General features: G+C 51.7%; 21 protein-coding genes. 18 read left to right on the top strand and 3 right to left on the bottom strand.

From position 1 onward, the window contains the following. The first annotated feature begins 7 nt into the window (after positions 1-7). Positions 8-2,179 (top strand): cell division protein ZapA, encoded by a 2,172-nt coding sequence (locus A3848_RS09315; protein WP_074084676.1) that lies wholly within the window; start codon positions 8-10, stop codon positions 2,177-2,179. Between the two features lie 101 nt (positions 2,180-2,280). Here the strand turns inward: A3848_RS09315 and A3848_RS09310 are convergent, their stop codons facing one another. Continuing rightward, positions 2,281-2,673: a cupredoxin domain-containing protein gene (locus tag A3848_RS09310; RefSeq protein WP_074084675.1), complete on the bottom strand. Its 393-nt coding sequence runs from the start codon at positions 2,671-2,673 to the stop codon at positions 2,281-2,283. Between the two features lie 290 nt (positions 2,674-2,963). Here A3848_RS09310 and A3848_RS09305 point away from each other — a divergent pair, with 290 nt between their 5' ends. Beyond that, positions 2,964-4,010: a GGDEF domain-containing protein gene (locus tag A3848_RS09305; RefSeq protein WP_143192365.1), complete on the top strand. Its 1,047-nt coding sequence runs from the start codon at positions 2,964-2,966 to the stop codon at positions 4,008-4,010. Positions 4,011-4,093: 83 nt separating this feature from the next. On the opposite strand, the gene A3848_RS09300 is transcribed toward A3848_RS09305, so the two are convergent. Then, positions 4,094-4,441, bottom strand: coding sequence for a phage holin family protein (locus tag A3848_RS09300; RefSeq protein WP_074084673.1), 348 nt, complete (start codon positions 4,439-4,441; stop codon positions 4,094-4,096). Between the two features lie 152 nt (positions 4,442-4,593). Between A3848_RS09300 and A3848_RS09295 the strand changes: the two genes are divergently transcribed. The 7 genes from A3848_RS09295 (at position 4,594) to A3848_RS09265 (ending at position 13,674) form a co-directional block, all read left to right on the top strand. Then, positions 4,594-6,960, top strand: coding sequence for an endonuclease MutS2 (locus A3848_RS09295; protein WP_074084672.1), 2,367 nt, complete (start codon positions 4,594-4,596; stop codon positions 6,958-6,960). 31 nt (positions 6,961-6,991) lie between these two features. Then, positions 6,992-7,411: a DUF350 domain-containing protein gene (locus A3848_RS09290; protein WP_074084671.1), complete on the top strand. Its 420-nt coding sequence runs from the start codon at positions 6,992-6,994 to the stop codon at positions 7,409-7,411. A 129-nt stretch (positions 7,412-7,540) separates the two neighbouring features. Continuing rightward, positions 7,541-8,086, top strand: a complete 546-nt coding sequence (locus A3848_RS09285; RefSeq protein ID WP_074084670.1) for a hypothetical protein — start codon at positions 7,541-7,543, stop codon at positions 8,084-8,086. Positions 8,087-8,155: 69 nt separating this feature from the next. Next, entirely contained in the window at positions 8,156-9,367 is a 1,212-nt protein-coding gene (locus A3848_RS09280; protein ID WP_074084669.1) for an MFS transporter, read from the top strand. A 33-nt stretch (positions 9,368-9,400) separates the two neighbouring features. Next, positions 9,401-11,005, top strand: a complete 1,605-nt coding sequence (gene dcuS / locus A3848_RS09275) for a DcuS/MalK family sensor histidine kinase (protein WP_074084668.1) — start codon at positions 9,401-9,403, stop codon at positions 11,003-11,005. Next, complete coding sequence (locus tag A3848_RS09270; protein WP_074084667.1) at positions 11,002-11,718, top strand: response regulator; 717 nt, start codon at positions 11,002-11,004, stop codon at positions 11,716-11,718. The genes dcuS and A3848_RS09270 overlap by 4 nt, the downstream gene beginning before the upstream one ends. Before the next feature lie 426 nt (positions 11,719-12,144). Next, positions 12,145-13,674 carry a flavocytochrome c gene (locus A3848_RS09265; RefSeq protein WP_074084666.1) on the top strand — a complete coding sequence of 510 codons (1,530 nt, stop codon included), beginning with the start codon at positions 12,145-12,147 and terminating at the stop codon, positions 13,672-13,674. Between the two features lie 120 nt (positions 13,675-13,794). On the opposite strand, the gene A3848_RS09260 is transcribed toward A3848_RS09265, so the two are convergent. Beyond that, a complete protein-coding gene (locus tag A3848_RS09260; protein ID WP_074084665.1) occupies positions 13,795-15,021 on the bottom strand; it encodes an NAD(P)/FAD-dependent oxidoreductase in 1,227 nt (408 codons plus the stop codon). Between the two features lie 176 nt (positions 15,022-15,197). On the opposite strand from A3848_RS09260, the gene A3848_RS09255 reads away from it, so the two are divergent. The 9 genes from A3848_RS09255 to A3848_RS09215 all read left to right on the top strand — a co-directional run bounded on the left by A3848_RS09255 (position 15,198) and on the right by A3848_RS09215 (position 21,601). Then, a complete protein-coding gene (locus A3848_RS09255; RefSeq protein ID WP_054939665.1) occupies positions 15,198-15,434 on the top strand; it encodes a hypothetical protein in 237 nt (78 codons plus the stop codon). Between the two features lie 46 nt (positions 15,435-15,480). Then, positions 15,481-15,867: a spore coat protein gene (locus tag A3848_RS09250; protein ID WP_074084664.1), complete on the top strand. Its 387-nt coding sequence runs from the start codon at positions 15,481-15,483 to the stop codon at positions 15,865-15,867. A gap of 173 nt (positions 15,868-16,040) precedes the next feature. Further along, positions 16,041-16,541 carry an Lrp/AsnC family transcriptional regulator gene (locus A3848_RS09245; RefSeq protein ID WP_074084663.1) on the top strand — a complete coding sequence of 167 codons (501 nt, stop codon included), beginning with the start codon at positions 16,041-16,043 and terminating at the stop codon, positions 16,539-16,541. Between the two features lie 15 nt (positions 16,542-16,556). Then, complete coding sequence (locus A3848_RS09240; protein ID WP_074084662.1) at positions 16,557-17,774, top strand: aminotransferase class I/II-fold pyridoxal phosphate-dependent enzyme; 1,218 nt, start codon at positions 16,557-16,559, stop codon at positions 17,772-17,774. A gap of 135 nt (positions 17,775-17,909) precedes the next feature. Continuing rightward, on the top strand, positions 17,910-18,167 hold the full coding sequence (locus tag A3848_RS09235; protein WP_083606739.1) for an aspartyl-phosphate phosphatase Spo0E family protein: 258 nt from the start codon (positions 17,910-17,912) through the stop codon (positions 18,165-18,167). A 370-nt stretch (positions 18,168-18,537) separates the two neighbouring features. Beyond that, positions 18,538-19,101 (top strand): cob(I)yrinic acid a,c-diamide adenosyltransferase, encoded by a 564-nt coding sequence (locus A3848_RS09230; protein ID WP_074084661.1) that lies wholly within the window; start codon positions 18,538-18,540, stop codon positions 19,099-19,101. Position 19,102: 1 nt separating this feature from the next. Continuing rightward, positions 19,103-20,155 (top strand): RluA family pseudouridine synthase, encoded by a 1,053-nt coding sequence (locus tag A3848_RS09225; protein WP_074084660.1) that lies wholly within the window; start codon positions 19,103-19,105, stop codon positions 20,153-20,155. 108 nt (positions 20,156-20,263) lie between these two features. Continuing rightward, positions 20,264-20,629: an arsenate reductase family protein gene (locus A3848_RS09220; RefSeq protein WP_074084659.1), complete on the top strand. Its 366-nt coding sequence runs from the start codon at positions 20,264-20,266 to the stop codon at positions 20,627-20,629. Positions 20,630-20,674: 45 nt separating this feature from the next. Further along, positions 20,675-21,601, top strand: a complete 927-nt coding sequence (locus A3848_RS09215; RefSeq protein ID WP_074084658.1) for a 5'-3' exonuclease — start codon at positions 20,675-20,677, stop codon at positions 21,599-21,601. Positions 21,602-21,763 lie beyond the last annotated feature (162 nt).

The raw sequence follows: 21,763 nt of genomic DNA, 5'->3' as shown, positions 1-21,763 counted from the left end.
CACAACTGTGGCTATGGACCGGACTCGTGTCGCCGTGGAGATATATGGAACATCTTATAAACTTGTAGGAAGCAGCACTGAATATATGAAACAGGTTGCCCGCTATGTAGACGAGCATATGCGCGCAATCTCCAAATCACATTCCCAGTTGGATACCCCGCGGATCGCGGTGCTTGCTGCTGTACATATGGCAGAGCAGGCCATTCAGGTGCAAGACTTTAAGAATGAGCTGAATATGCTGACCGGAGAGCGTACGGAGCTACGTGTAGAAGTCACACGCCTTACGGAAGCGCAGAAGGAGCGGCAGGAAGAGTACGAACGGATGGAGGCAGCAGCCAAGGAGGAGGCTGCCCGTCTGATTGCCGCTGCCGAAGAGGAGCGCAGGCGGCACCTGGAGATTCAGGAGCAGGAGCGGAAGCTGCATGCCGAGGCGCTGCTGGAAGCGGAGACGGCAGCAACGGCTGCCCGCGAGCAACTGGCTGAAGAGCTTAAGGCGCGTGAAGCAGAGCTGTTGACCCTGCGCGAGAGCTATGAGCAGGAGCAGACTGCAGCCCGTGAGAGCCGCCGGCAGGAGCTTGCTGCCGCTGAGGCGGCCCGTCTGCAGCAGCTGGAAGAACTGAAAGCTGCTCACCTCAAGGAGCTGCAGACCCTGAGCGAGACATTGGAGCGGGAGAAGGCGGAAACCCTATCCCAGCTTGAAGTGGAGCTCACCCAGACCCGGGAGTCGCTCGGTGGCGAGATTGTGGAGATCCGCTCATCACTCAGCAAGGAGCTGGCGGATACCAAGTCCGCACTGGAGAAGGAGCTCACAGAGGAGCGCGAGGCGCTTCAGAAGGAGCTTGCCAAGAATAAGGAACTGCGGCAGTCGCAAGGCACGCAGGAGCATCGGCATAAGCAGCAAGTACTGGAGCTGGAGAAGCAGCTTGGCGAGCTTCGCGGCGGCACCGGGCAGCTGCAGTCCAGGCTGCGTGCAGCCGAAGCTGGCCTGAAGGGCGAGCGTGATTCCCGCATGACACTGCTGGCTCAATATGAAGCGGTGCTGTTGCGCGAAGAACAGCTGACAGAAGAGCTTCGTACCGCAGCACAGCAGGGAACACTGCAGCTCGAGGAGCTGGAGAATCTGCGTGAACGTCATGAGGCCGCGCAGAACGAAGCGGCAGGGCTTAGAGCTTCGCTGCAGGAAACTGCGGATAGCCTGAGCCGGGTTCAGGAAGAACTGCGTTCTGCTAATGAACTCGGAGACCTGCTCAGTGACGAACTGGGAGAGCTGCGCCAGCGTTATGAGGCGAAGCAGGAAGAAGCTTCAACGCTCCGCGAGTCCCTCGGTGAAGCCAAGGCCAGCCTGCATCAGCTGCAAGGTCAGTTCACCCAGTCCGCAGCGGAAGCGGCAGACTGGAAAGAACTTGCCGACAAGCATATGGAGGCTATCGGGGAGCTGGAGATGAAGCTGTTGGAAGCGGAAGAGAAGTCTTTGACTCTGCAGCGTGAGATCGATACACTGCGGGGGCAAGCGGACGGCATGGTGCAGCAGCTTGACCGTGAATCCGGACTGCGGGCCGAGGCAGAAACCGAGAGCCGTCAGCATCGCGAAGAAGCCGAAGCCTCCCGCAAGGAGCTGGCAGCACTGCGCGGACGTTATGAGGAGCTCATTGCGCAGTATGATGAGGTGCTGCAGGACGGTGAGCAGCTGAAAGAAAGATACGAGCTTCTGGAAGCCGAAGGTGAAGAAAATGCCCGCCGTCTGGAAGAGCTGTATGAGGCCGGGCGGGAAGCCGCCGCTGCGGCGGTGGAACAGCAGGAAGCTCTGCGGGAAACCCGCGAGGTGGAAGCCTCATGGAAGCGCAAATACGAGGAGCTTGAGCAGAGTCAGAGGCTGTGGAACGAGACGGAAGCTCAGCTGCGTGAGGAGATTGAGATTTGGGAGCAGGAAGCCGGACAGGCCGAAGCGAAAACGGACTCCATGAGCCGCGAGTATGCACAAGTGCAGCAGCAGCTTGCTGAGATCGGCGGGAACTATGAGCTGGTTCAGGGCCAATTGCGCCTGGTTCAGGCACAGTTTGAACTGCGGCAAGGCGAGCTGGACAAGCTGTCGGAGGAGCATCGCAGACTTCAGGCGGAATATGCCAAGCTCCAGCGTGAATATAATGAATGGATTCAACTGATCGAACAGGACAGTTGAATGGCGGACGCATGAAAAGGCGGGCCCCAGGCAGTAAGATTGCCTGGGGCCCGCCTTTTATATGCATGCCCTAATATAGATTGACTGTATGAACATGGCTGTTACTCTACGATCACCTGAGCGCTCATCCCGCTGTGGCCCGAGCCACACATGATCGCGCAGGTCATTTCGAACGTTCCGGCTTCATCCGGGACAATAACCCGGGAGGCATCTTTGCCATCCAGCCGCAGATTCAGCTCCGGAATCAGAATGCCGTGATTACCGCTCTCATTTTTAAAAATAATCTTTACCGGAACCCCTTTTTTCAGATGGTACGTCTTTTGATCAAAACTGTAGTTCGCTGCTGTAATGATGAGTTCTTCTTTTGCCGTAATTCCGGCATCAGCCGTTTCATTCTGGGAAGTTGCGTCGTTGGTGTTACTGCTTGTTCCTCCGCAGGCGGACAGTACTAGCAGCAAACCGATGGACAGTAGAATGGTAAATCTCCGGATCATCTTCATCCTCCTCCAGGAATAGTGGTGAGCCTTGCGTGCCCCTAGCATAGCTTAATTGGGCCAAGAAGTCTTGGAAAATCAATGGAAAACTTCCTTCCCGCAAGCAAACTCCAAACTTTGTCGAAATTTGCAAAAAAATGATGCAAAAAAGTTTAAAATTCATTATACTTAAAGCAATTATATTATAGCTTGAGAAGTAGGGGATCCACATTAATTTAGCCCAAATTTCACTGAATACGGAGAAATGGCACCGTAAAATATTGACCGGATATTGGATTATTGTCTTTTTCATGCTGGTAGCCCAGCTGTTATTTGTTTTGTCGGATTCTGCGGTTGAGGTCCGAACGGTCCTAATTCCGACTAAAGGGCATCTGTTCATCGGCTGCAATCTCATGATTCTTATAGCCATGATGACAGCGGAAATGTGGCTCCGGTCCACTTTGCTGTATCACAAGCAGGTGGTGGTCGTGTGCGGGTTCATTGTGTCTTATCTTATGTATTTTGTCCTTGAGCCCTTTGTGGATGGAGCGCAGATGACACTTATGCTGCCTATAATGATAGCTCTTATTTATTTTGACCAGAGGCTTCTAGGTGTGCTGGGTGCATTCAGCTTGCTGTTCTATGGTGGAATTTACTTCGGGCTGGAGCGGAGAATGCTGGAGAAGCCATTGCTGGAGTTTTTGATGGTGGAGTGTGTGTTTATCGTGTTTGTTGCCATGACTCAGGCTGTCATTATCCGGGCCCGCGAGGTGCGTGAGCATCTGGAGCAGTTGACCAAGTCTGAACAGGGACTTTTGGTGGAACGGGCGATCTCGGACAAGCTGCTCAAGATTGACGCTCTGACTGGACTTTACAACCATAAGACCTTTCATGAATATCTGGTTTCGCTGCTGGAGCAGTGTGAGAGCAACGGCCTCAGGCTGCAGCTGGCGTTGTTCGATATCGATAATTTTAAGCGGGTCAACGATACCTATGGTCATTGGGTTGGGGACCTTGTGCTTAAGGAGGTTGCGGCGAAGGTCGGCGGCCTGATTGGCTTGAATGATTTTGCGGCCCGCTATGGCGGGGAAGAGTTTGCGGTGATCTTTACAGATAAAAGCTTTCACGAGGCCTACGCTGCGGCTGAAGAGCTGCGGCTGAACATTGCGGCGATGGAGCATCCCTATGCCGGCGGCAAGCCAATTACAGTCAGTATCGGGTTATGTGACTACAAGCTCGGGGACGGGAAAGAAATGCTTTTCCGCAAAACAGACCATGCCCTATATGCCGCCAAGCGCACCGGTAAAAATGCGGTAGTCACTGCATCTATGAACGATAACATCCTGTCTTATGCATAAGTTAATACAATAAACCCCCTGATTCCGCTATAATTCCGGAGTAGGGGGTTTTGTGTCTGCAGTAAGACCAGCAGATTTCTTCTTTATTTTGCAGCTTCAAACGGTGTGGAGACCGGCAGGAACAAGTCGATGATGCCTATGACCAGTGCTGCCAGAAGCGCTCCCAGCACGGTGACGCTGACACCGCTCACGATGAATTGGGCGATCCAGATGACCAGTGCACTAACGAGAAAACCGACGATGCCGCGGCCGAAGGGCGTTGTTTTTTTGCCGAAGATGCCCTCAATGACCCAGCCGAGCAGTGCAATGACTAGCGCAAGAATAAGCGCACTCCAGAAACCGCCAATCGTGAACTGCGGGACAATCCAGCCAACCACCAGCAGCACGATTGCTGCCACGATAAAACGGACCACATGACCTAAAAATCTCACTGAACTAACCTCCTTTGGCCTTCGCATAAGGATATGTGCAGTTGTTATTGTGGCCTGCATCTGATTTTCTATTCCTGAAAACTTACCCAAATAGCGAAACCCGGCTGAATTAGGTATAATGTAACCATCTATGAAGGGAGCTGTGACTGTAATTGGACGACAAAATTTTGCATACGCTTGAATATCGCAAGATTTTAAATAAATTGGCGCAATATACGCAGACCCCGATGGGACGGCTGCTGGCGGAAAGCCTCAAGCCTTCCGGTGATTTTGAAGCTGTGAAAAAGCTGCTGCAGGCTACGGACGAAGCGGCGAATGTAGACCGGCTGAAAGGCATTCCTTCCTTCGGCGGCATAACGGACATCAAAATGGCCCTGAAACGTGCCTCCATTGGAGGAATGCTGGGAACCAGCGAGCTCCTTTCTGTTGGCAATACTATCGGCGGTGCACGCAGAGTCAAGCGGTTTCTGGCGGCGATGCATGAAGATGAGACCATCGCCCTTTTGTTCGCACAAAGTGATCTGCTGTCAGAACAGAAGCATGTTGAGGATGCCATCCGCAGCTGCATCGACGAGAATGCCGATGTGCTGGACACGGCCAGCCCTGAGCTGGCCACCATCCGCCGTGAGCTGCGCGGAGGCGAGACCCGAATCCGCGAGAAGCTGGATTCCATGATCCGCTCTTCCTCCGTTGCCAAAATGCTGCAGGATCAGCTTGTGACGATTCGTGGTGACCGTTTCGTCATTCCGGTCAAAGCGGAATACCGTGCTCATTTCGGCGGAATTGTGCATGACCAGTCTGGCTCCGGTGCCACGCTCTTTATCGAACCGGAATCCATTGTGGCCATGAACAACAAGCTGCGTGAAACCCGGCTGCGTGAGGAGCGGGAGATTGAGATCATCCTGCACCGGCTAACTGCTCTCGTTGGCGATATTGCTGAGGAAATGGCCTATGACGTGGATATTCTGGGCGAGCTGGACTTCATTTTTGCCAAGGCGCGTCTGGCCCGTGATATGAAGGCGACCCAGCCCCGCATGAATGACCGGGGCTACCTCAAGCTGCGCAAGGGACGGCATCCGCTGATTCCGGCAGAGCAGGTGGTACCGCTGGATGTCGAGCTTGGCAACCACTATAGCTCAATCATCGTGACCGGCCCCAATACAGGCGGTAAGACGGTCACGCTGAAGACCATCGGCCTGCTCAGCCTGATGTCGATGTCGGGATTGTTCATCCCGGCGGAGGAAGGCAGCCAAATGTGTGTATTTGATGCGATCTATGCCGATATTGGCGATGAGCAGAGTATTGAGCAGAGCCTTAGTACCTTCTCCAGCCATATGACCAATATTATTTCCATTCTGCGCAGAATGACTCCAAAAAGTCTGATTCTTCTGGATGAAGTGGGTGCGGGTACCGACCCTGCCGAAGGCTCTGCCCTGGCCATTGCCATTCTGGAGAATATTCACCGGACCGAATGCCGGATGGTGGCCACTACGCATTACAGTGAGCTGAAAGCCTATGCTTACGAACGCAAAGGTCTTATCAATGCCAGCATGGAGTTTGATGTACAGAGTCTTAGTCCTACCTACCGGCTGCTAATCGGTGTACCGGGACGAAGCAATGCGTTCGCGATTGCCGAGCGTCTCGGTATGCCAAACGCCATACTTGAGCATGCACGCGGTGAGGTGAAGGAAGAGGACCTGCGCGTCGAGCACATGATTGCTTCGCTGGAAGAGAACCGTCTTGGGGCAGAGAACGAGCGTGAACGTGCTGAAGTGGTCCGCCGTGAAGCGGAGGAATTCCGCAACCGGCAGCAACAGGAGCTGGAGAAGCTTGAGAGCCAGCGTGATAAGCGGCTGGAGAAGGCGGAGAAGGACGCCAGCGCGATCCTCGACAAGGCACGCAAGGAAGCCGAACAGATCATCGGTGATCTGCGCCGGCTCGCTATGGAGGAAGGAGCTTCGGTTAAGGAGCATAAGCTCATTGAAGCCCGCCGCCGTCTGGATGAAGCGGAACCTGCGCCCCGTAAGAAGACCGTTGCCCGCAGCAACGTCAAGGCGCCAAGAAAAATTCAGCCAGGCGATGAAGTTAAGGTGCAGAATGTGAACCAGAAGGGCTATGTTGTTGAACTTAGCGGTCCTAAGGAAGCCATTGTACAGTTTGGGATTATGAAGATGAAGGTCAACCTGGAGGATCTGGAATTCCTGTCCTCCGCACCGGATTCCCCATCTCCTGCACTCCGCCGTGCAACTACGGTCAAGCGCACCCGTGATGAGAATATCCGCAGTGAGCTAGACCTGCGCGGCACAAATCTGGAAGAGGCGATTATGGAGACAGACCGCTTCATTGACGAGGCTTTTCTCGGCAATTTAGGGCAAATCTCCATTATTCACGGCAAGGGCACCGGCGTACTGCGCACCGGCATTCAGGAATATCTGCGCAAACATAAGCATGTGAAGAGCTACCGGCTGGGGAATTATAACGAAGGCGGCGCGGGTGTAACCGTGGCTGAACTGGAATAGCGGCTGGAGTCCAGCAGAAAGAGGGAGAAGCATGCAAGAAAATATTGATCTTTTGCTGGATCATCCGCTGGGTGCGCTGCTCGGCTACTTCACAGTGGCCATACTTGGCCTTGTGGTATTTCTGTCCTTCTTCGAAATGGTCACCAAATATAACTGCTGGGAAGAAATCCGCAAAGGGAATGTGGCTGTAGCCATGGCCACTGGAGGCAAAATCTTCGGCATTTGTAACATTCTGCGCTTCAGTATTGATGCGGGAGCCTCAATCTACGAAACGATGAAATGGTCGGTGGTGGGATTTCTACTGCTGCTGCTCGCCTATTTCCTCTTTGAGTTCCTGACTCCGGTCTTTTCCATTGATGATGAGATCGCCGCAGACAACCGGGCTGTTGGCCTAACTGCCATGCTGATTTCCGTGTCCCTGTCCTATGTGATTGGTGCCGCTATTTTTTAAAGTGGGGTGTGGAAAATGAAGATTTTGGTACGGGTTCTGTTCTTTTCTGCCCTGGCTTTTATAGCGGCCGGTATAATATATCTAATGATCAATTGAATTCAAATGTGAGGTAAGAAGGAGATATTTCAGATGGAAACAACAGTTTGCCCTTGGTGTCATACGGAAATTGTGTGGGACGAGGAGTTTGGACCGGAGGATACCTGTCCCCATTGTAACAATGAACTTAGCGGCTACCGTACAGTAACCCTGGGTGTAGATGACCTGGAGGATGAAGACGAGCCGGAAGATGTAGTGGAACCGGAGCCAGAAGATGTAAGCGACGAAGATCTGTGGGATGACAGCGACAAGGATGGCGTAGTGCCGATCTTCAATACACTCGTCCAATTCGGAGACGATTATGATTTGAAGCGCTATGAGTCAAGCGTATCCGCCATTCTGGCGGCACAGCTGGAAGCGCCTGAGTGTCCGCAGTGTCATGAGCTGATGCTGCTCTCCGGAACCCAGAACGTTGAGGGCTTCGAGCCATCCTCACCGGAAGCCTTGGGTGGACCTGTCCTGAAACCGCCGTTCTCGCTGAATCTCTTTGTCTGCCCCTCGTGCTTTCATGTACAGCACAGCCTGGCGCAGGAGGACCGCATTCAGCTTGTGCGCAATCTGAGCACCGGCACCAAGTAATACACGTTATGGTTTCTCCGCGAGCTGGGCATGTTAAGCAGACACGTCCAGTTGGCAAGGAGGAAGAGCATGAAGAATTCATCGCAAAAACAAGAGGTACTGCTGCTCGCGGTCAACGGATTATGTTCCTTGGCCACTGTGCTGGCAGGTACATTTTTGAACGTCTACTTATGGAAGAGCAGGCAGGATTTTTCTATGGTCGGCTGGTTTACAGTAGCTCAGCAATTGGCCGTGGGTCTAAGCTTCTGGCTGGCCGGGAAATGGGTTAAGGAACATAACAAGATGAACGCCCTGCGGCTGGGCCTGGCCGTTTCGGGCCTTTTTTATTTGCTCGTACTGTGGCTGGGTAATCGGGCGGTTAATTATATATGGCCGCTTGGATTGATTTTGGGCATAGCGATCGGATTATTCTGGCTGGCCTTCAACATTGTTTATTTTGAGATAACGGATGCAGGTAACCGGGACTTTTTCAATGGCTGGATGGGATTACTGGGTTCATTCACGGGTATCGTCGGGCCTTGGGTATCAGGCTGGATTATCACTGCTCTGCATGGAGAGCGCGGTTATCGCCTAGTGTTTATTTTATCGCTCTCCATATACGGAGTAGCCGTGGGCTTAAGCTTTTTTCTTAAGAAACGTAAGAGTGAAGGGGCTTATTTGTGGAAAGAACCATGGAGGGAGCTGCACCGCAAGGGCAGTGCATGGAGACCGACAGCGGCAGCCTTGGTATTTCAGGGACTGCGGGAGGGCGTATTTTCCTTTCTGATTGGTCTTCTTGTGTACATAGCCGCTAAAGAAGAAAGCAAGCTGGGACAATTTGCACTGATCACTTCAGCGGTTTCACTGGTCAGCTACTATGCTGCCGGCAAATGGTTCAAACCAAGACTCCGTTCCGGTGGGATGCTCGCCGGAGGCATTCTGCTGATTGCTGTCATTACTCCGCTCCTTTGGAGGGTTAGCTACGGCACCTTACTGATTATGGGTATTGGAACATCCCTCTTTCTTCCATTATATATGCTGCCCATGACCTCCAGCAGCTTTGACCTGATGGGCGAGTCGAAGGAGAGTGTGGGTAAACGGGTAGAACTGGTGGTTCTGAGGGAGCTTTGTTTGATGACGGGCAAAATTTTGGGCGTTTTTGTATTCATAGCCATGCTATCGGTTAACGAATCGCCCCGAATGATTACCTTGCTGATGCTTCTCCTGGGCGCTGCTCCGCTGGGAAGCTGGCTTACACTGCACCGGCTGCTGAAGCGCAAAGCGGAGGAATCCCTCTTATAGTCAATAGAAGGTTGGAACAGGGGGAATACAGCATTGGCCAAGAAAAAGGATTACGGTCTGAGGACAAAGGTTACGGTCATGGTCTCCGCCGTAGTGATGCTGGTCATGGTAGTGCTATACATTATTTTCAGAAATCAGATTATTCCGCAGACCAGACATGCGCTGGAGGATAAGGCAATCGCTATAGCCCGGACCATTGCTTTGATGCCGCTGGTGTCAGAGGGACTCAGTGAAGGGAACAGCAAGGAAATTCAGGCCTACACCTCCAAAATCACCCGCCGCAATGATATTATGTTTGTCGTAGTCATCGATATGAACAGTATCCGGTATTCACATCCCGATGCTTCGAGGATTGGTAAGGCCTTCGTCGGGGGAGGGCAAGAGCTTGCGCTGCGCGGCGAAGAAAGTATCTCTGAAGGAGAGGGACTGCTAGGCAAATCGCTGCGGGCTTTCGTCCCCGTGTACAGTAACAGGGGTTCCCAGGTTGGAGTGGTCGTAGTAGGCCTTTCCATGGAACGGGTACACAAGCTGATCCGGCAAAATGAATGGACAATTATTGCAATCCTGCTATCTGGTGCCGTGCTTGGAGCCGGAGGAGCAATGGTATTGGCCCGGAAAATCAAACAGATGATGTTCGGCATGGAGCCATCCGATATCTCTAAGCTGCTGCAAGAGCGCAGTGCCATGCTTCAATCTGCACGTGAGGGTATTATTGCGGTCGACGATCAAGCCCGGATCACCATGATCAATGTAGAAGCGGAACGGCTTCTGGGAACGGCTGGTATTACAGGCAACGCGATGACCCGGCATATCACCGATTATTGGCCGGAGCTGCGCCTGGAGCAGGTGCTGGTCAGCGGTGAGGCAAGGCAAGATCAGAATTTGGAGCTGAATGGCATCTCCATCTTGGCCAATAGTGTTCCGATCCTTGTGAATGGTCAGATTGCGGGGGCCATTGCTACGTTCCGGGACAAGACCGAGCTTGCAGTACTGGCGGAACGGCTGTCCGGAATTTCCGTCTATGCGGATGCTCTGCGGGCAGGGGCGCATGAATATATGAATAAGCTCCATGTTATCATGGGAATGACTCATATGGGCCTGTACGATGAACTGCAGCAATATATTTCGGGGACCGTCAGCAACTACCAGAATGAGATTGGTACCATTACGAGGCAGATCAAGGACCCGGTTATGGCCGGCTTTCTGCTGGGGAAACTTAGCAGGGCCCGGGAAGCGGGGATTGAGCTGCTGCTGACAGAGGACAGCTATCTGCCAGAATCTGCAGATCCGCAAGTGATGCATGAACTGATTACCATCACCGGTAATTTACTCGACAATGCCATGGAAGTACTCGAAGGCCACAGCGTTAAGGAAATTGAGCTTGCTTTTGATTACGACCGGGGGCGCCTGATCTCCACAGTGAGTGACAGCGGACCGGGAATCCCTGAAGCGCTTCGGGAGCATATATTTGTGCAAGGATTCTCCACCAAGGGAGAACACAGGGGAATCGGACTCTATCTGGTCCGTAAAAGTGTGGAGAAGCTGCATGGCCAGCTCCAGATCATACCCGGCCTGGAGCCGGGAACTACATTTATAGCCGATATCCCATATACGGTGAAGGAGGATGAGAACAGATGACCATACAAGTGCTGATCGTTGAAGATGATCCGATGGTAGCCAAGTTTAACCGCCATTACCTGGAGCAGATTCAGGGCTTTGAGTTCGCGGGCTGGGCTGCTTCAGGTGATGAGGCCGTGCAGATGCTTGAGGAGCTTGCGGTTGATCTCATTCTACTGGATTTCCACATGCCGCGTACCAGCGGTCTGCAGCTGTTATCCGCTTTGCGGGAGCAGGGGAGTATGGTCGACATTATCGTCATTTCTGCAGCCAGCGATAATTCGAGCATCCGCAAAGCCCTTCAGCTGGGGGCCGTTGATTATTTGATCAAGCCATTTGAATTCTCCCGCTTTCAGGCGGCGCTGTCCGCGTACCGTGAGGATTACGCTCTGATGAAGCATAAAGAGAACCTCAGTCAGGAGCAGCTGGATAAGCTTCTGCGTCATTCTCTCGGTACCGAGGAGGACAAGAGCGGCACACTGCCCAAGGGTCTTACCGAAGGTACGCTGGAGAGCATTTGGAGCATTATACATAAGCTGGAGCAACCGGTGTTTTCGACCGAGGATATCACAGCAGCGGCTCCGATTTCGCGGATCTCCGTCCGGAAATACCTGGCGTTTCTCACAGAGACGGGTGTTCTGGAGATGGAGATCAGCTATGGAGCGGTGGGCAGGCCGGTATATATGTATACTGTGGCGGCTGAAGGCCAGGGAATTATTGCTAAATATATTTAGGTGGAAAAAGTATCACTAATTGAGCTCATTTGGCTTATGGGGTGTCTTATGTGGGAAAAAGTACCACTAATTCTGCTGAAAGCAACCCTATGGGATGATTATGCAGGATTAGGCGTACAAAATCCCATTAAAACCATCTGTTTGTAAAGATTCAGCCCATTTAGTTATACTTATTCCACTTTGCTTCAGATTCCTATTATTGAAAGACCTGTTGATTAAATTCAATGAGAAACATCCTTCATGGAAATGTAATGTAATTTAAAAAGATTACTTTTTCTATTAGCCTTGAGGAAAGTTTAAACTTCATCCGACAAAATCCACTTACTTTAGTTACTTAACGATTTCTTTAATTACGTAAGCTTCCATCAACTGCCCCTTTGCCGCTATGATAATTGTGAAAATATGCACAAGGGGGCAAGATTCAACATGAAAAAGAAAGCAGCCGCTGCTCTTATTCTCATTCTTTCTGTTATGCTGGTGATCGCGGGATGCGGCAACAACGGCAACAGCAACAACGCTGAGAGCAAGAGTAAGAACACTGAGACCAAAAAAGAAACAGAAGCAGTTTCAGGGGCATCTGAAGCAAGTTATACTCCGTACGATCAATTAAAAGATAAATACGATATCATTATTGTGGGTGCGGGTGGTGCCGGCATGTCGGCAGCGCTTGAGGCCAAGGCTAAAGGCCTGAATCCGGTTATCCTTGAAAAGATGCCGGTAGCTGGCGGCAATACGTCCAAATCCTCTTCCGGAATGAATGCTTCGCAGACGAAGTTCCAGAAAGAGCAAGGCATTGAAGACAGCAATGATTTATTTTATGAAGAGACCCTAAAGGGCGGTCATGGTACCAATGACAAAGAGATGCTTCGTTTCTTCGTTGACAATTCCGCGAGTGCGATCGACTGGCTGGATTCCATTGGAATCCGTTTGAACAACATCACGATTACCGGCGGTATGAAGGAAAAGCGCACACACCGTCCTGAAGACGGTTCGGCAGTTGGGCAATACCTCGTCAAAGGCTTAGTGAAAAACGTACAAGAAAAAGGCATTCCACTATTCGTGAATGCTGATGTTAAGGAAATCACCGAAAAAGACGGCAAGGTTAATGGAGTCAAGGTCCTCTTTAACCAGGCCGATGAAAAAACAATAACAGGTTCTGCTGTCATTGTGACAACCGGCGGTTTTGGAGCCAATAAGGAAATGATTGCTGAGGTTAGACCTGATTTGGAAGGGTTAGTAACCACCAACCAGATTGGCAGCACCGGCGATGGCATTAAGATGATTGAGAAACTCGGCGGTACAACCGTTGATATGGATCAAATCCAGGTTCACCCGACAGTACAGCAGGAGAAATCCTATCTGATCGGGGAAGCTGTTCGCGGGGAAGGCGCTCTGCTCGTCTCCAGTGAAGGCAAACGGTTTGTTAACGAAATGGATACCCGGGATCATGTCACCGCAGCCATTAATAAGCTTCCTGAAAAGGCTGCGATCCTTGTCTTTGATTCCGGTGTCAGATCCCGTGTCAAAGCGATTGAACAGTATGATAAAATGGGATTTGTTCTTAAGGGTGATTCCATCGAAGCCTTGGCTAAAGAAATGGGTGTTCCTGCAGATCAGCTGAAGACAACCGTAGACACATGGAACACTGCGGTGAAGAATAAAAAGGATGCCGAATTCGGCAGAACTACCGGTATGGATCACGACCTGTCCGGTGCGCCATTCTACGCAATCAAAATTGGCCCTGGGATCCACTACACCATGGGCGGTGTGAAGATTAATACGAACACAGAAGTGCTTAATAAAGAAGGTCAACCAATCACAGGTCTGTTCGCGGCTGGTGAAGTGGTGGGCGGACTGCACGGTCAAAACCGGATCGGCGGCAACTCTGTAGCAGAAATTATTATTTTCGGACGTCAAGCAGGAATTAAGTCGGCTGAATTCGTACAAGCACAATAGCAGATCAGCTTTTTACCTGAGGGTCGTCCCGGAAGCCGCGAAATGGCTGCCTGGGACGGCCTTTTTGATGAGCTGGATTATGGTTGGACGCCCCGCGAACGGAACGCAAGGAACAGTCCCTTAGGATACCGGAGAAGGTTTGGTTGTCCGGGTGAGAGAAAATAGTTTAAGCTCCGGCCGGGCTGTTCCTGCCAGGGTGTCGGACAGCAGTTCTGCAGCGATCATGCTATAGACCGTTCCATTCCCCCCGTATCCTTCGATGAAGTAACAATGGGGATACTCTGGATGAGGACCAATAAAAGGCAGCCCGTCACGTGAGGTTCCGAATACACCACCCCATGAGAACTCCGCTTCTACTCCTTTGATCTCCGGAAAAAGTGCTTCAAGCTCTTCAAGCAGCCTCTGGCTCTGGGACAGCACTCTGGTTTCCCTCTCCAAGGGACCCGTTAACTGTTCGTCCTTGCCTCCTGCAATGATGCGTCCATCAATAGTCGTGCGGAAATACAAATAAGGCCGGGCCGTTTCCCAGATCATGCTCTGCTCATGCCATTTGGGGAATTTCTTCAAGGGCCGGGTCATGATCGCATACGTGTTAATCAGCTCGGCTCCCCGGTCTTTTTTCATCTCCTGAGTTTCATAACCCATCGCAAAAATAACTTTTTTGGCGGAGATCCGGCCATGCTCTGTGTAGCAGGTGACCCCGTCTGTACCGAACTCCAAATGGCGGGCCTTCGTATGTTCGTATACCCGGACACCACTTGCGTGGGCCTTATGAATCAGGCTGTGAAGCATACGGAATGGATTGGTATCCGCATCGCCTTTGGAGTAGAGTGCCGCAGGCTTGGAGAAAGAGTAATGTTCCTTAATCTTGTCTTCCTCCCAGAATTCTGCGTCGAAACCATGTGCCGCCAGATTTTCATACTCCAGCCTTAATGGAGCAACATCCTCCGGGAAGCTGGCATATAACAGGCTGCTTCTGGGAATAATGTGCGGATCAATATCCAGCTTGCCCGGGAGTTCCAGGATTTTACCGACAGCTTCCCGGCATAACTTGTAGAATAATAAGCCTTCCTCTGCTCCAAAAGTATTTATGCAGGAGGTAAGTGATTTGTCATTTGCCACCTGCAGCAAACCTGTATTGGCGTGCGTGCTGCCGTGACCTACAGCCCTTTTATCAATCAATACGGTACTCGCTCCGCTTCTGGACAAACGGTATGAAGCCATTGCCCCTCCCATTCCCCCGCCTACGATCAGACAATCGCATGTGATATTCCCATCCAGCACAGGATATACAGGAAAATGGGGCAAAGTTCTCTCCCAGGGCGTCTTCCCGCTGAGTAATTCCATATGTTGATCTCCCCTTTATGAGATTCCGATAAGGTATTATTGGTCGCTGTTCAGGCTCTCATACATCATTGAGGACTTCTTTACGTGTAGGGAGCTGTGCTTTTTGGCACATATTTAGTTTCTATCCGCAGCATACTAATACGGCTTGAACCATATAGAAGGAGGGATACAAGAACATGCAATCTACGCAAATGCAGGCACTTAGCGGAAAAGAACTGGAATATATTGCGGACTCCATCTCCAATGAGGATCTGCTGATTAAGCAGCTGGCCGCAACCGCCGGCAGTACTCAGAACTCGACGGTGAACCAGATTTGCAACCAGCAAATCCAGAGCCATACCCATCACATGGGAATGCTGATTCAGCTTCTGCAGCAGCACCAGCAATATGCGCCCTCACAACCGCAGCAATAAGTGCTTTTAAGCATGAAATCTAAAATTATTTCAAGGAGGTTATTAAGTGTACGCACAAAACGGAGCTCAATTTATGGCGGATGAAGATCTGTTAACTATGATTCTGGATGACCTGAAACGGACCGTACGCGAATATACGACAGCGGCTACAGAATCGAATTGTCAAACCGTGCGCCGGGTCTTCAATGACCTGACCATGGATACGCTTCGTATTCAAGGGGATTTGTATAACCAGATGTCTCAGATGGGATTCTATCAAGCACCGGACAAAGCCCTTCGCCAAGCCGTGGACAAGCAGATCCAAAGCGCACAGCAGATCCAGCAAAAAAGCCAGCATTTTGTACAGCAAAAATTAAATGGGACTGGCGATTACAGACAGGCACCTAATGTATCGCAGCATCAGCCTAACGTGCAAAGTTCCTACTATATGTAACCCTGCTATCCCCTACCCGACGCAGCAAAGCTATCTCTTTCCTGCATCTCGGGGGGGAAAAGCTTTTCCAGATCATGCAATCCGTTAACCCCGCTCCTGCGGGGTTATTTTGTTTGCAGAAGTGCCATTTTCATGTCATATTAGTATTAAACTCTTTTCGCAGGAGGGAAGGCATGAAGGAAATGAATGAACTGAAGAGGAAAGTGCTGGAACTGCTCAAGGAGGACGCGCGGAGCTCTACAGCACTGATGGCAACGCTGCTGGGAGCGGAAGAAGACGACGTCAAACAAGTGATTGAGCAAATGGAGAAAGACCATGTCATTGTTAAATATGCCACTGTTGTGAATTGGGATAAGGTGGACGATGAACGGGTCACAGCGCTGATTGAAGTCCAGATCACCCCGGAACGGGGCCGGGGCTTCGAGGGAATTGCTGAACGGATATATCTGTATCCCCAGGTGAAATCGGTCTACCTCATGTCGGGAGCCTATGATCTCTTAGTAGAAGTGGAAGGCCGGAATCTGCGGGAGGTCGCCAATTTCGTATCTGAGAAGCTGTCCCCAATTGATGCGGTGCTCTCGACCAAAACGAATTTCACGCTCAAAAAATACAAACAGGACGGTATCATCTTTGAAGAGCATGAGGAAGACAACCGTCTCATGATATCTCCGTAAAGGAAGTAATCATCTATGATCACGAATAACAGTCAGCATACCGGAGATACAGGCAAATCAATGAGTTCCTATTTGGCGCCGCTGGTCCAGCAGATTCAGCCTTCGGGCATCCGCAAGTTTTTTGATCTGGCGGCAGGCAGCAAAGATATTATTTCACTTGGGGTCGGGGAGCCGGACTTTAAGACGCCATGGCATGTTAGAGAAGCATGCGTATATTCGCTGGAGAGAGGTTTTACGGGCTATACCTCGAACGCGGGTATGCCGGAGCTTCGGGAAGGCATCGCCGAGTATTTGCACAACCGTTTTGACGTTGATTATAATCCGGCCAATCAGATTATCGCCACAGTGGGCGGCAGTGAAGCCATTGATCTGGCCCTGCGCGCGTTGATCTCGCCCGGAGATGAGATTCTTATTCCTGAGCCTTGTTATATTTCCTATTCTCCGATTACCGCGATTGGCGGCGGGATTCCTGTCGGCATTGAAACGTTCGGGGAGAACAACTTCAAGCTTACCGCAGAGGGGCTGGAAGCCAAGATTACCCCGCGCTCCAAAATTCTGATTCTCTGTTATCCCAGCAACCCGACGGGTGCGATTATGAGCCGTGAGGACTGGGAGCCGATTGCCAAAGTTGTGGAAAAGCATGATCTCATCGTGATCTCCGATGAAATCTATGCGGAACTCACTTACGGCAGCAATCATGTCAGCTTCGCTTCGCTGCCGGGGATGATTGACCGGACGATTTTGGTTAGCGGCTTCTCCAAGGCATTTGCTATGACCGGCTGGCGAATGGGCTATGCTTGCGGACATCCGGACTTAATCTCCGCGATGCTGAAAATCCATCAATACACCGTCATGTGTGCGCCTTCGATGGGTCAGGTGGCTGCGCTGGAGGCATTAACCAACGGTATGGAAGAGAAGGACCGGATGACCGACTCCTATAACCAGCGCCGCCGCCTGATTGTCAAGGGCTTGCGTGATGCCGGACTGGAATGCCATGAGCCGCAAGGCGCATTTTACGCATTTCCGAGCATACGCCGCACTGGACTCACTTCCGACGAGTTTGCCCAGCGGCTGCTGCTGGAGTATAAGGTAGCCGCGGTTCCCGGCAGCGTCTTTGGACTTGGGGGCGAAGGGTATCTCCGCTGCTCCTACGCCACTTCTGTCTCCCAGCTGAACGAGGCTGTAGAACGGATAGGGGCATTTGTCTCACAACTGGAACGTGAACATCTGTAATGAGGCAACAAAGATGAAGATAATCGGACTATAGCGGATCTCTTTATTGTATGGTATTATTTTACTCTGAGGACAAGAAACACCTGTGTTAGTACTTACATGGATTTTCTTTTCTGAATCATACATTTAGGAGGGATGATTGTGCTCAGCGCCGATTATTACTTGCCTTCCTATGGCGGGGAATGTTTGACCGGAAGCGGGAAAAGGCCCCCCAAGGGTGATGTTAACGCACACAGACTCTCTTTGGAAGATGAAATCCGTATTCTCCGCAGCAGAATGGAACAGCTTTTTGCACAGGAGAATTCGTTCACTTCGGCTAATGTGATCGAAATCAGCAGCCTGCTGGACCTGAAAATTAATGAATACATGAGAGGACATTTCCGCAGACGCTGAAGCTGCGAATGTTCTTTGACTGGGGACCTCCGGGTCCCTTTTTTGTTGAGGATAGACTGGCACAGACGGTGATATTCTTCTACGTCCGTAGACGGAGGGCAGGAGCGGGCGTCATTCCGATGTCGGGGTCAGGCTTTAGGCATACAATGATTTCATACGAATGTGCACACGCTACTGACTGTGCTGTACAGGAAAGAGGATGAGGATCATGATGCAAGCTTAGAAAACCGTAAGTGTAGCAGAACATTCAATGGATAACCCTGGTTCAGGGAGTTATTTACATGTCAGAAATGCCGAACTTTGTTTGCCTTATCTACATAGGAGCGTTTAAACTAAGAATATGTGACTTTAGAGGCAGGAGGGACAAAGAATGGCGATCTATACACGTACGGGGGACAAAGGGGAAACATCAGTCATTGGCGGCCGCGTAGGCAAGGACGATGTACGCGTTGAGGCCTACGGAACGATTGACGAGCTGAACAGCTTTGTCGGCCAGGCGCGCAGTCTGATGGAGGACGAGAAGTTCACAGATGTGCGGGAGCAGCTGCTGGAGATTCAGCATGAGCTGTTCGACTGCGGCTCGGATTTGGCTTTTGTGAAGCTTAGTGAGAACAAATATAAGGTGAAAAGTGAGATGGCTGAGCGTCTTGAAGGCTGGATTGATGCACTGCAGGCAGAAAATCCGGTGCTGGAGCGCTTCATCCTGCCGGGAGGAAGCCAGTTGTCATCTGTGCTGCATGTCTGCCGTACGGTATGCCGCCGCGCGGAGCGCCGCGCAGTTACCTTGGGACGGAGTGCGGATATCAACCCGGAGGCAGTGATCTATCTGAACCGGCTGTCGGATTACTTTTTTGCGCTGGCCCGCACGGCCAATACACGGCTCGGGATTGCAGACGTAGAGTATGTGCGCAGCAAAAAGGTGTTCCGCAATTAACATGACAACGAGCTATTATTCACCCATTTCATATCAAGTGCCGCCGTCTGAGGACGGCTGGCTGCTTAAGACCATTCTGCAGAATCGGATGGATGTCTCCCGCAAGCTGCTGTCCCGGCTCAAAATGACGGACCAGGGCATTATGCTGAACGGGGAACGGGTCTATATCAGCGTGAAGGTAGCCGCTGGCGATACTGTGGAGATCCGCATGGAACAGGAGACTTCGGAGGATATTTTGCCGCAGCCGATTCCTTTTGAGATCCTGTATGAGGATGAGCATCTGCTGATCGTCAACAAGGCGGCGGGAATCATTGTGCATCCTACCCACGGGCATTATACCGATACGCTTGCGAATGGAGTCGTCTATTATTGGGCGCAAAAGAGCGAGCAATTCCGATTTCGTCCCGTTCACCGGCTGGATCAGGAGACGTCGGGTGTGCTAGTCATTGCCAAGAATCCATACAGCCACCAGCATATTTCCGAGCAGATGATTGCCGGAACGGTGGACAAGCGCTACAACGCCTGGGTGCATGGTGTTCCTGCTGCGCCAAGCGGCGATATCGACGGCCCGATCGACCGCGATCCGGCGGAGCCGCACCGGCGGATCGTAACGCCGGAGGGTTATCCCTCCTTGACCCGCTACGAGGTCAAGGAGGTGTACCCCGGCGCGGCCAAGGTCGAGCTGAAGCTGGAGAGCGGCCGCACCCACCAGATCCGGGTGCATATGGGCTCCATCGGCTGCCCGCTGATCGGTGACGGCATGTACCGTCACCCGCTATACGCCAAGGCGGGAGTGCCCGCCGGGGTGCCTCAGGCGCAGATTGCGGAGGAGCAAGCGCAACTGGAGCGTGTAGTGGAGCTGGATGGTGCAGAGCGCGCGCAATTGAAACGTATAATGGAGCTGGACGCCTCCATTCTGCGCCAGGCGTTGCACGCGGTTCGACTGTCCTTCCAGCATCCTGTGCTGCGCACGGAGCTGGTTTTTGAAGCACCGCTGCCACCCGATCTGGCGCTGCTGCAGGAGAGGCTGCAGCGGGATGCGGCCGGGGAGTAGCCAACGGCTCTGTGGGGAAATGAGAGGTAAAAGTGCCTTTGATTTCACCTCAAGCGAGCTATACGGGAAAAGGTTTGAAATTTTCAATGTACACCGAAGGAGCAGCTGATGAGTCACTTAAAAGTCTATCAATATCCTAAATGCAGCACCTGCCGCAGTGCCGTAAAATGGCTTAGGGAAGCCGGCCATGAACTGGAGCTGCAGCATATAGCCGAGCAGCCGCCCACTGTGGCTGAACTGCGCGTGCTGGTGGCGGGCAGCGGGCTGGAACTGAAGAAGTTTTTTAATACAAGCGGAGAAGTGTATAAGAATCTTGGACTGAAGGATAAGCTGCCCAGTCTCGGCGAAGCGGAGCAGCTGGAACTGCTGTCCAGCAATGGCATGCTGATCAAACGTCCGATTGTCACTGACGGCACTAACGTTACCGTGGGCTACAAGGAAGAGCAGTACGCTGCTGCATGGAACAAGGCCTGATTCCTTCTACAACCGAAAATAAGAAGATACAAGGAGAGGTTACACATGAGTTCAGAAACGAAGGGCCGGGTAATGATCGTCGACGGAATGGCTCTGCTGTTCCGGGCTTTTTATGCGACCGCTTATGGAGGATATATCCGCAAGACTAAGGCTGGAATGCCGACGAATGCGGTGTACGGATTTTTGCAGTATTTCTTCGATGCGGTTAGCACGTTTGAGCCTTCCCACGTCGTCTGCTGCTGGGATATGGGCAAAGGGACCTTCCGCACCGAGAAATATGACGGCTACAAGTCGAACCGGATTGATGCGCCGCTGGAGCTGATCCCGCAGTTCGATCTGGTCAAAGAGGTGGTAGCTGAGCTGGGTGTGCCGAATATCGGCCTGGTGGGCTATGAAGCGGATGATTGCATCGGCACGCTTGCGTCCTGCTACAGCGGAGAGTCCGAGGTCTATATTTTGACAGGAGATCATGATATGCTGCAGCTGGTCAGTGACAGCGTTAAGGTCGTGATTATGAAAAAAGGCCGCTCCAACTACAAAGTGTACGATCCTGCGGAGCTCCTGGAAGAAAGAGGGCTAACGCCTGCCCAGGTGATTGATCTGAAGGGCTTCATGGGCGATACCAGTGACAATTATCCCGGCGTACGCGGCATCGGGGAGAAGACAGCACTGAAGTTGCTGACGGAATACGGTACCGTGGAAGGCGTGATCGAGAATCTCCATCTGCTGCCCAAAGGAGTGCGCGCCAAAATCGAAGCTGATCTCGATATGCTCCATCTCTCGCGCGAGTTGGCCGAAATTCGCTGCGATGTGCCGGTAGTCTGTACACTTGCAGAATGCCTGTGGGAGCTGCAGCGCGAGAACGCGGCCCGCAAATTTCAGGAGCTGGAGTTCGGCAGCCTGATGCATTTAGTCGGCACGGTACAGGATGGACGGGGCATTGTGCAGATCGAGCTGGGGGATCTGGGTTAAGACTCCATTCCATCTATTCAGCAGGACGAACCACTGCCCAAATAGTTAATTTGTAGACATAGCGCTTCTTGTGCCGCCAGCGGCAGGGAGGCGCTTTTTGTTATTGACGAATGTGAAGCAAAGCTATTATAATCTTAATATACTTATTAAATAATTAACAAA

Origin of the sequence: Paenibacillus sp. P32E, assembly GCF_001909085.1 — a bacterium.
In the GTDB taxonomy this organism is placed as follows: Bacteria; Bacillota; Bacilli; order Paenibacillales; family Paenibacillaceae; genus Paenibacillus_AQ; species Paenibacillus_AQ helianthi.
Note: the sequence above shows the minus strand (reverse complement) of the source record. Positions and strands in the feature narration are given on the sequence as shown.

What these genes read in the sequence shown, in the direction of transcription:
- A3848_RS09310 (WP_074084675.1), bottom strand. Translation starts at nt 2,673, where the DNA reads ATGATCCGGAGATTTACCATTCTACTGTCCATCGGTTTGCTGCTAGTA.
- A3848_RS09305 (WP_143192365.1), top strand. Translation starts at nt 2,964, where the DNA reads ATGCTGGTAGCCCAGCTGTTATTTGTTTTGTCGGATTCTGCGGTTGAG.
- A3848_RS09290 (WP_074084671.1), top strand. Translation starts at nt 6,992, where the DNA reads ATGCAAGAAAATATTGATCTTTTGCTGGATCATCCGCTGGGTGCGCTG.
- A3848_RS09285 (WP_074084670.1), top strand. Translation starts at nt 7,541, where the DNA reads ATGGAAACAACAGTTTGCCCTTGGTGTCATACGGAAATTGTGTGGGAC.
- A3848_RS09280 (WP_074084669.1), top strand. Translation starts at nt 8,156, where the DNA reads ATGAAGAATTCATCGCAAAAACAAGAGGTACTGCTGCTCGCGGTCAAC.
- A3848_RS09270 (WP_074084667.1), top strand. Translation starts at nt 11,002, where the DNA reads ATGACCATACAAGTGCTGATCGTTGAAGATGATCCGATGGTAGCCAAG.
- A3848_RS09265 (WP_074084666.1), top strand. Translation starts at nt 12,145, where the DNA reads ATGAAAAAGAAAGCAGCCGCTGCTCTTATTCTCATTCTTTCTGTTATG.
- A3848_RS09260 (WP_074084665.1), bottom strand. Translation starts at nt 15,021, where the DNA reads ATGGAATTACTCAGCGGGAAGACGCCCTGGGAGAGAACTTTGCCCCAT.
- A3848_RS09255 (WP_054939665.1), top strand. Translation starts at nt 15,198, where the DNA reads ATGCAATCTACGCAAATGCAGGCACTTAGCGGAAAAGAACTGGAATAT.
- A3848_RS09245 (WP_074084663.1), top strand. Translation starts at nt 16,041, where the DNA reads ATGAAGGAAATGAATGAACTGAAGAGGAAAGTGCTGGAACTGCTCAAG.
- A3848_RS09240 (WP_074084662.1), top strand. Translation starts at nt 16,557, where the DNA reads ATGATCACGAATAACAGTCAGCATACCGGAGATACAGGCAAATCAATG.
- A3848_RS09235 (WP_083606739.1), top strand. Translation starts at nt 17,910, where the DNA reads ATGATTGTGCTCAGCGCCGATTATTACTTGCCTTCCTATGGCGGGGAA.
- A3848_RS09230 (WP_074084661.1), top strand. Translation starts at nt 18,538, where the DNA reads ATGGCGATCTATACACGTACGGGGGACAAAGGGGAAACATCAGTCATT.
- A3848_RS09225 (WP_074084660.1), top strand. Translation starts at nt 19,103, where the DNA reads ATGACAACGAGCTATTATTCACCCATTTCATATCAAGTGCCGCCGTCT.
- A3848_RS09220 (WP_074084659.1), top strand. Translation starts at nt 20,264, where the DNA reads ATGAGTCACTTAAAAGTCTATCAATATCCTAAATGCAGCACCTGCCGC.
- A3848_RS09215 (WP_074084658.1), top strand. Translation starts at nt 20,675, where the DNA reads ATGAGTTCAGAAACGAAGGGCCGGGTAATGATCGTCGACGGAATGGCT.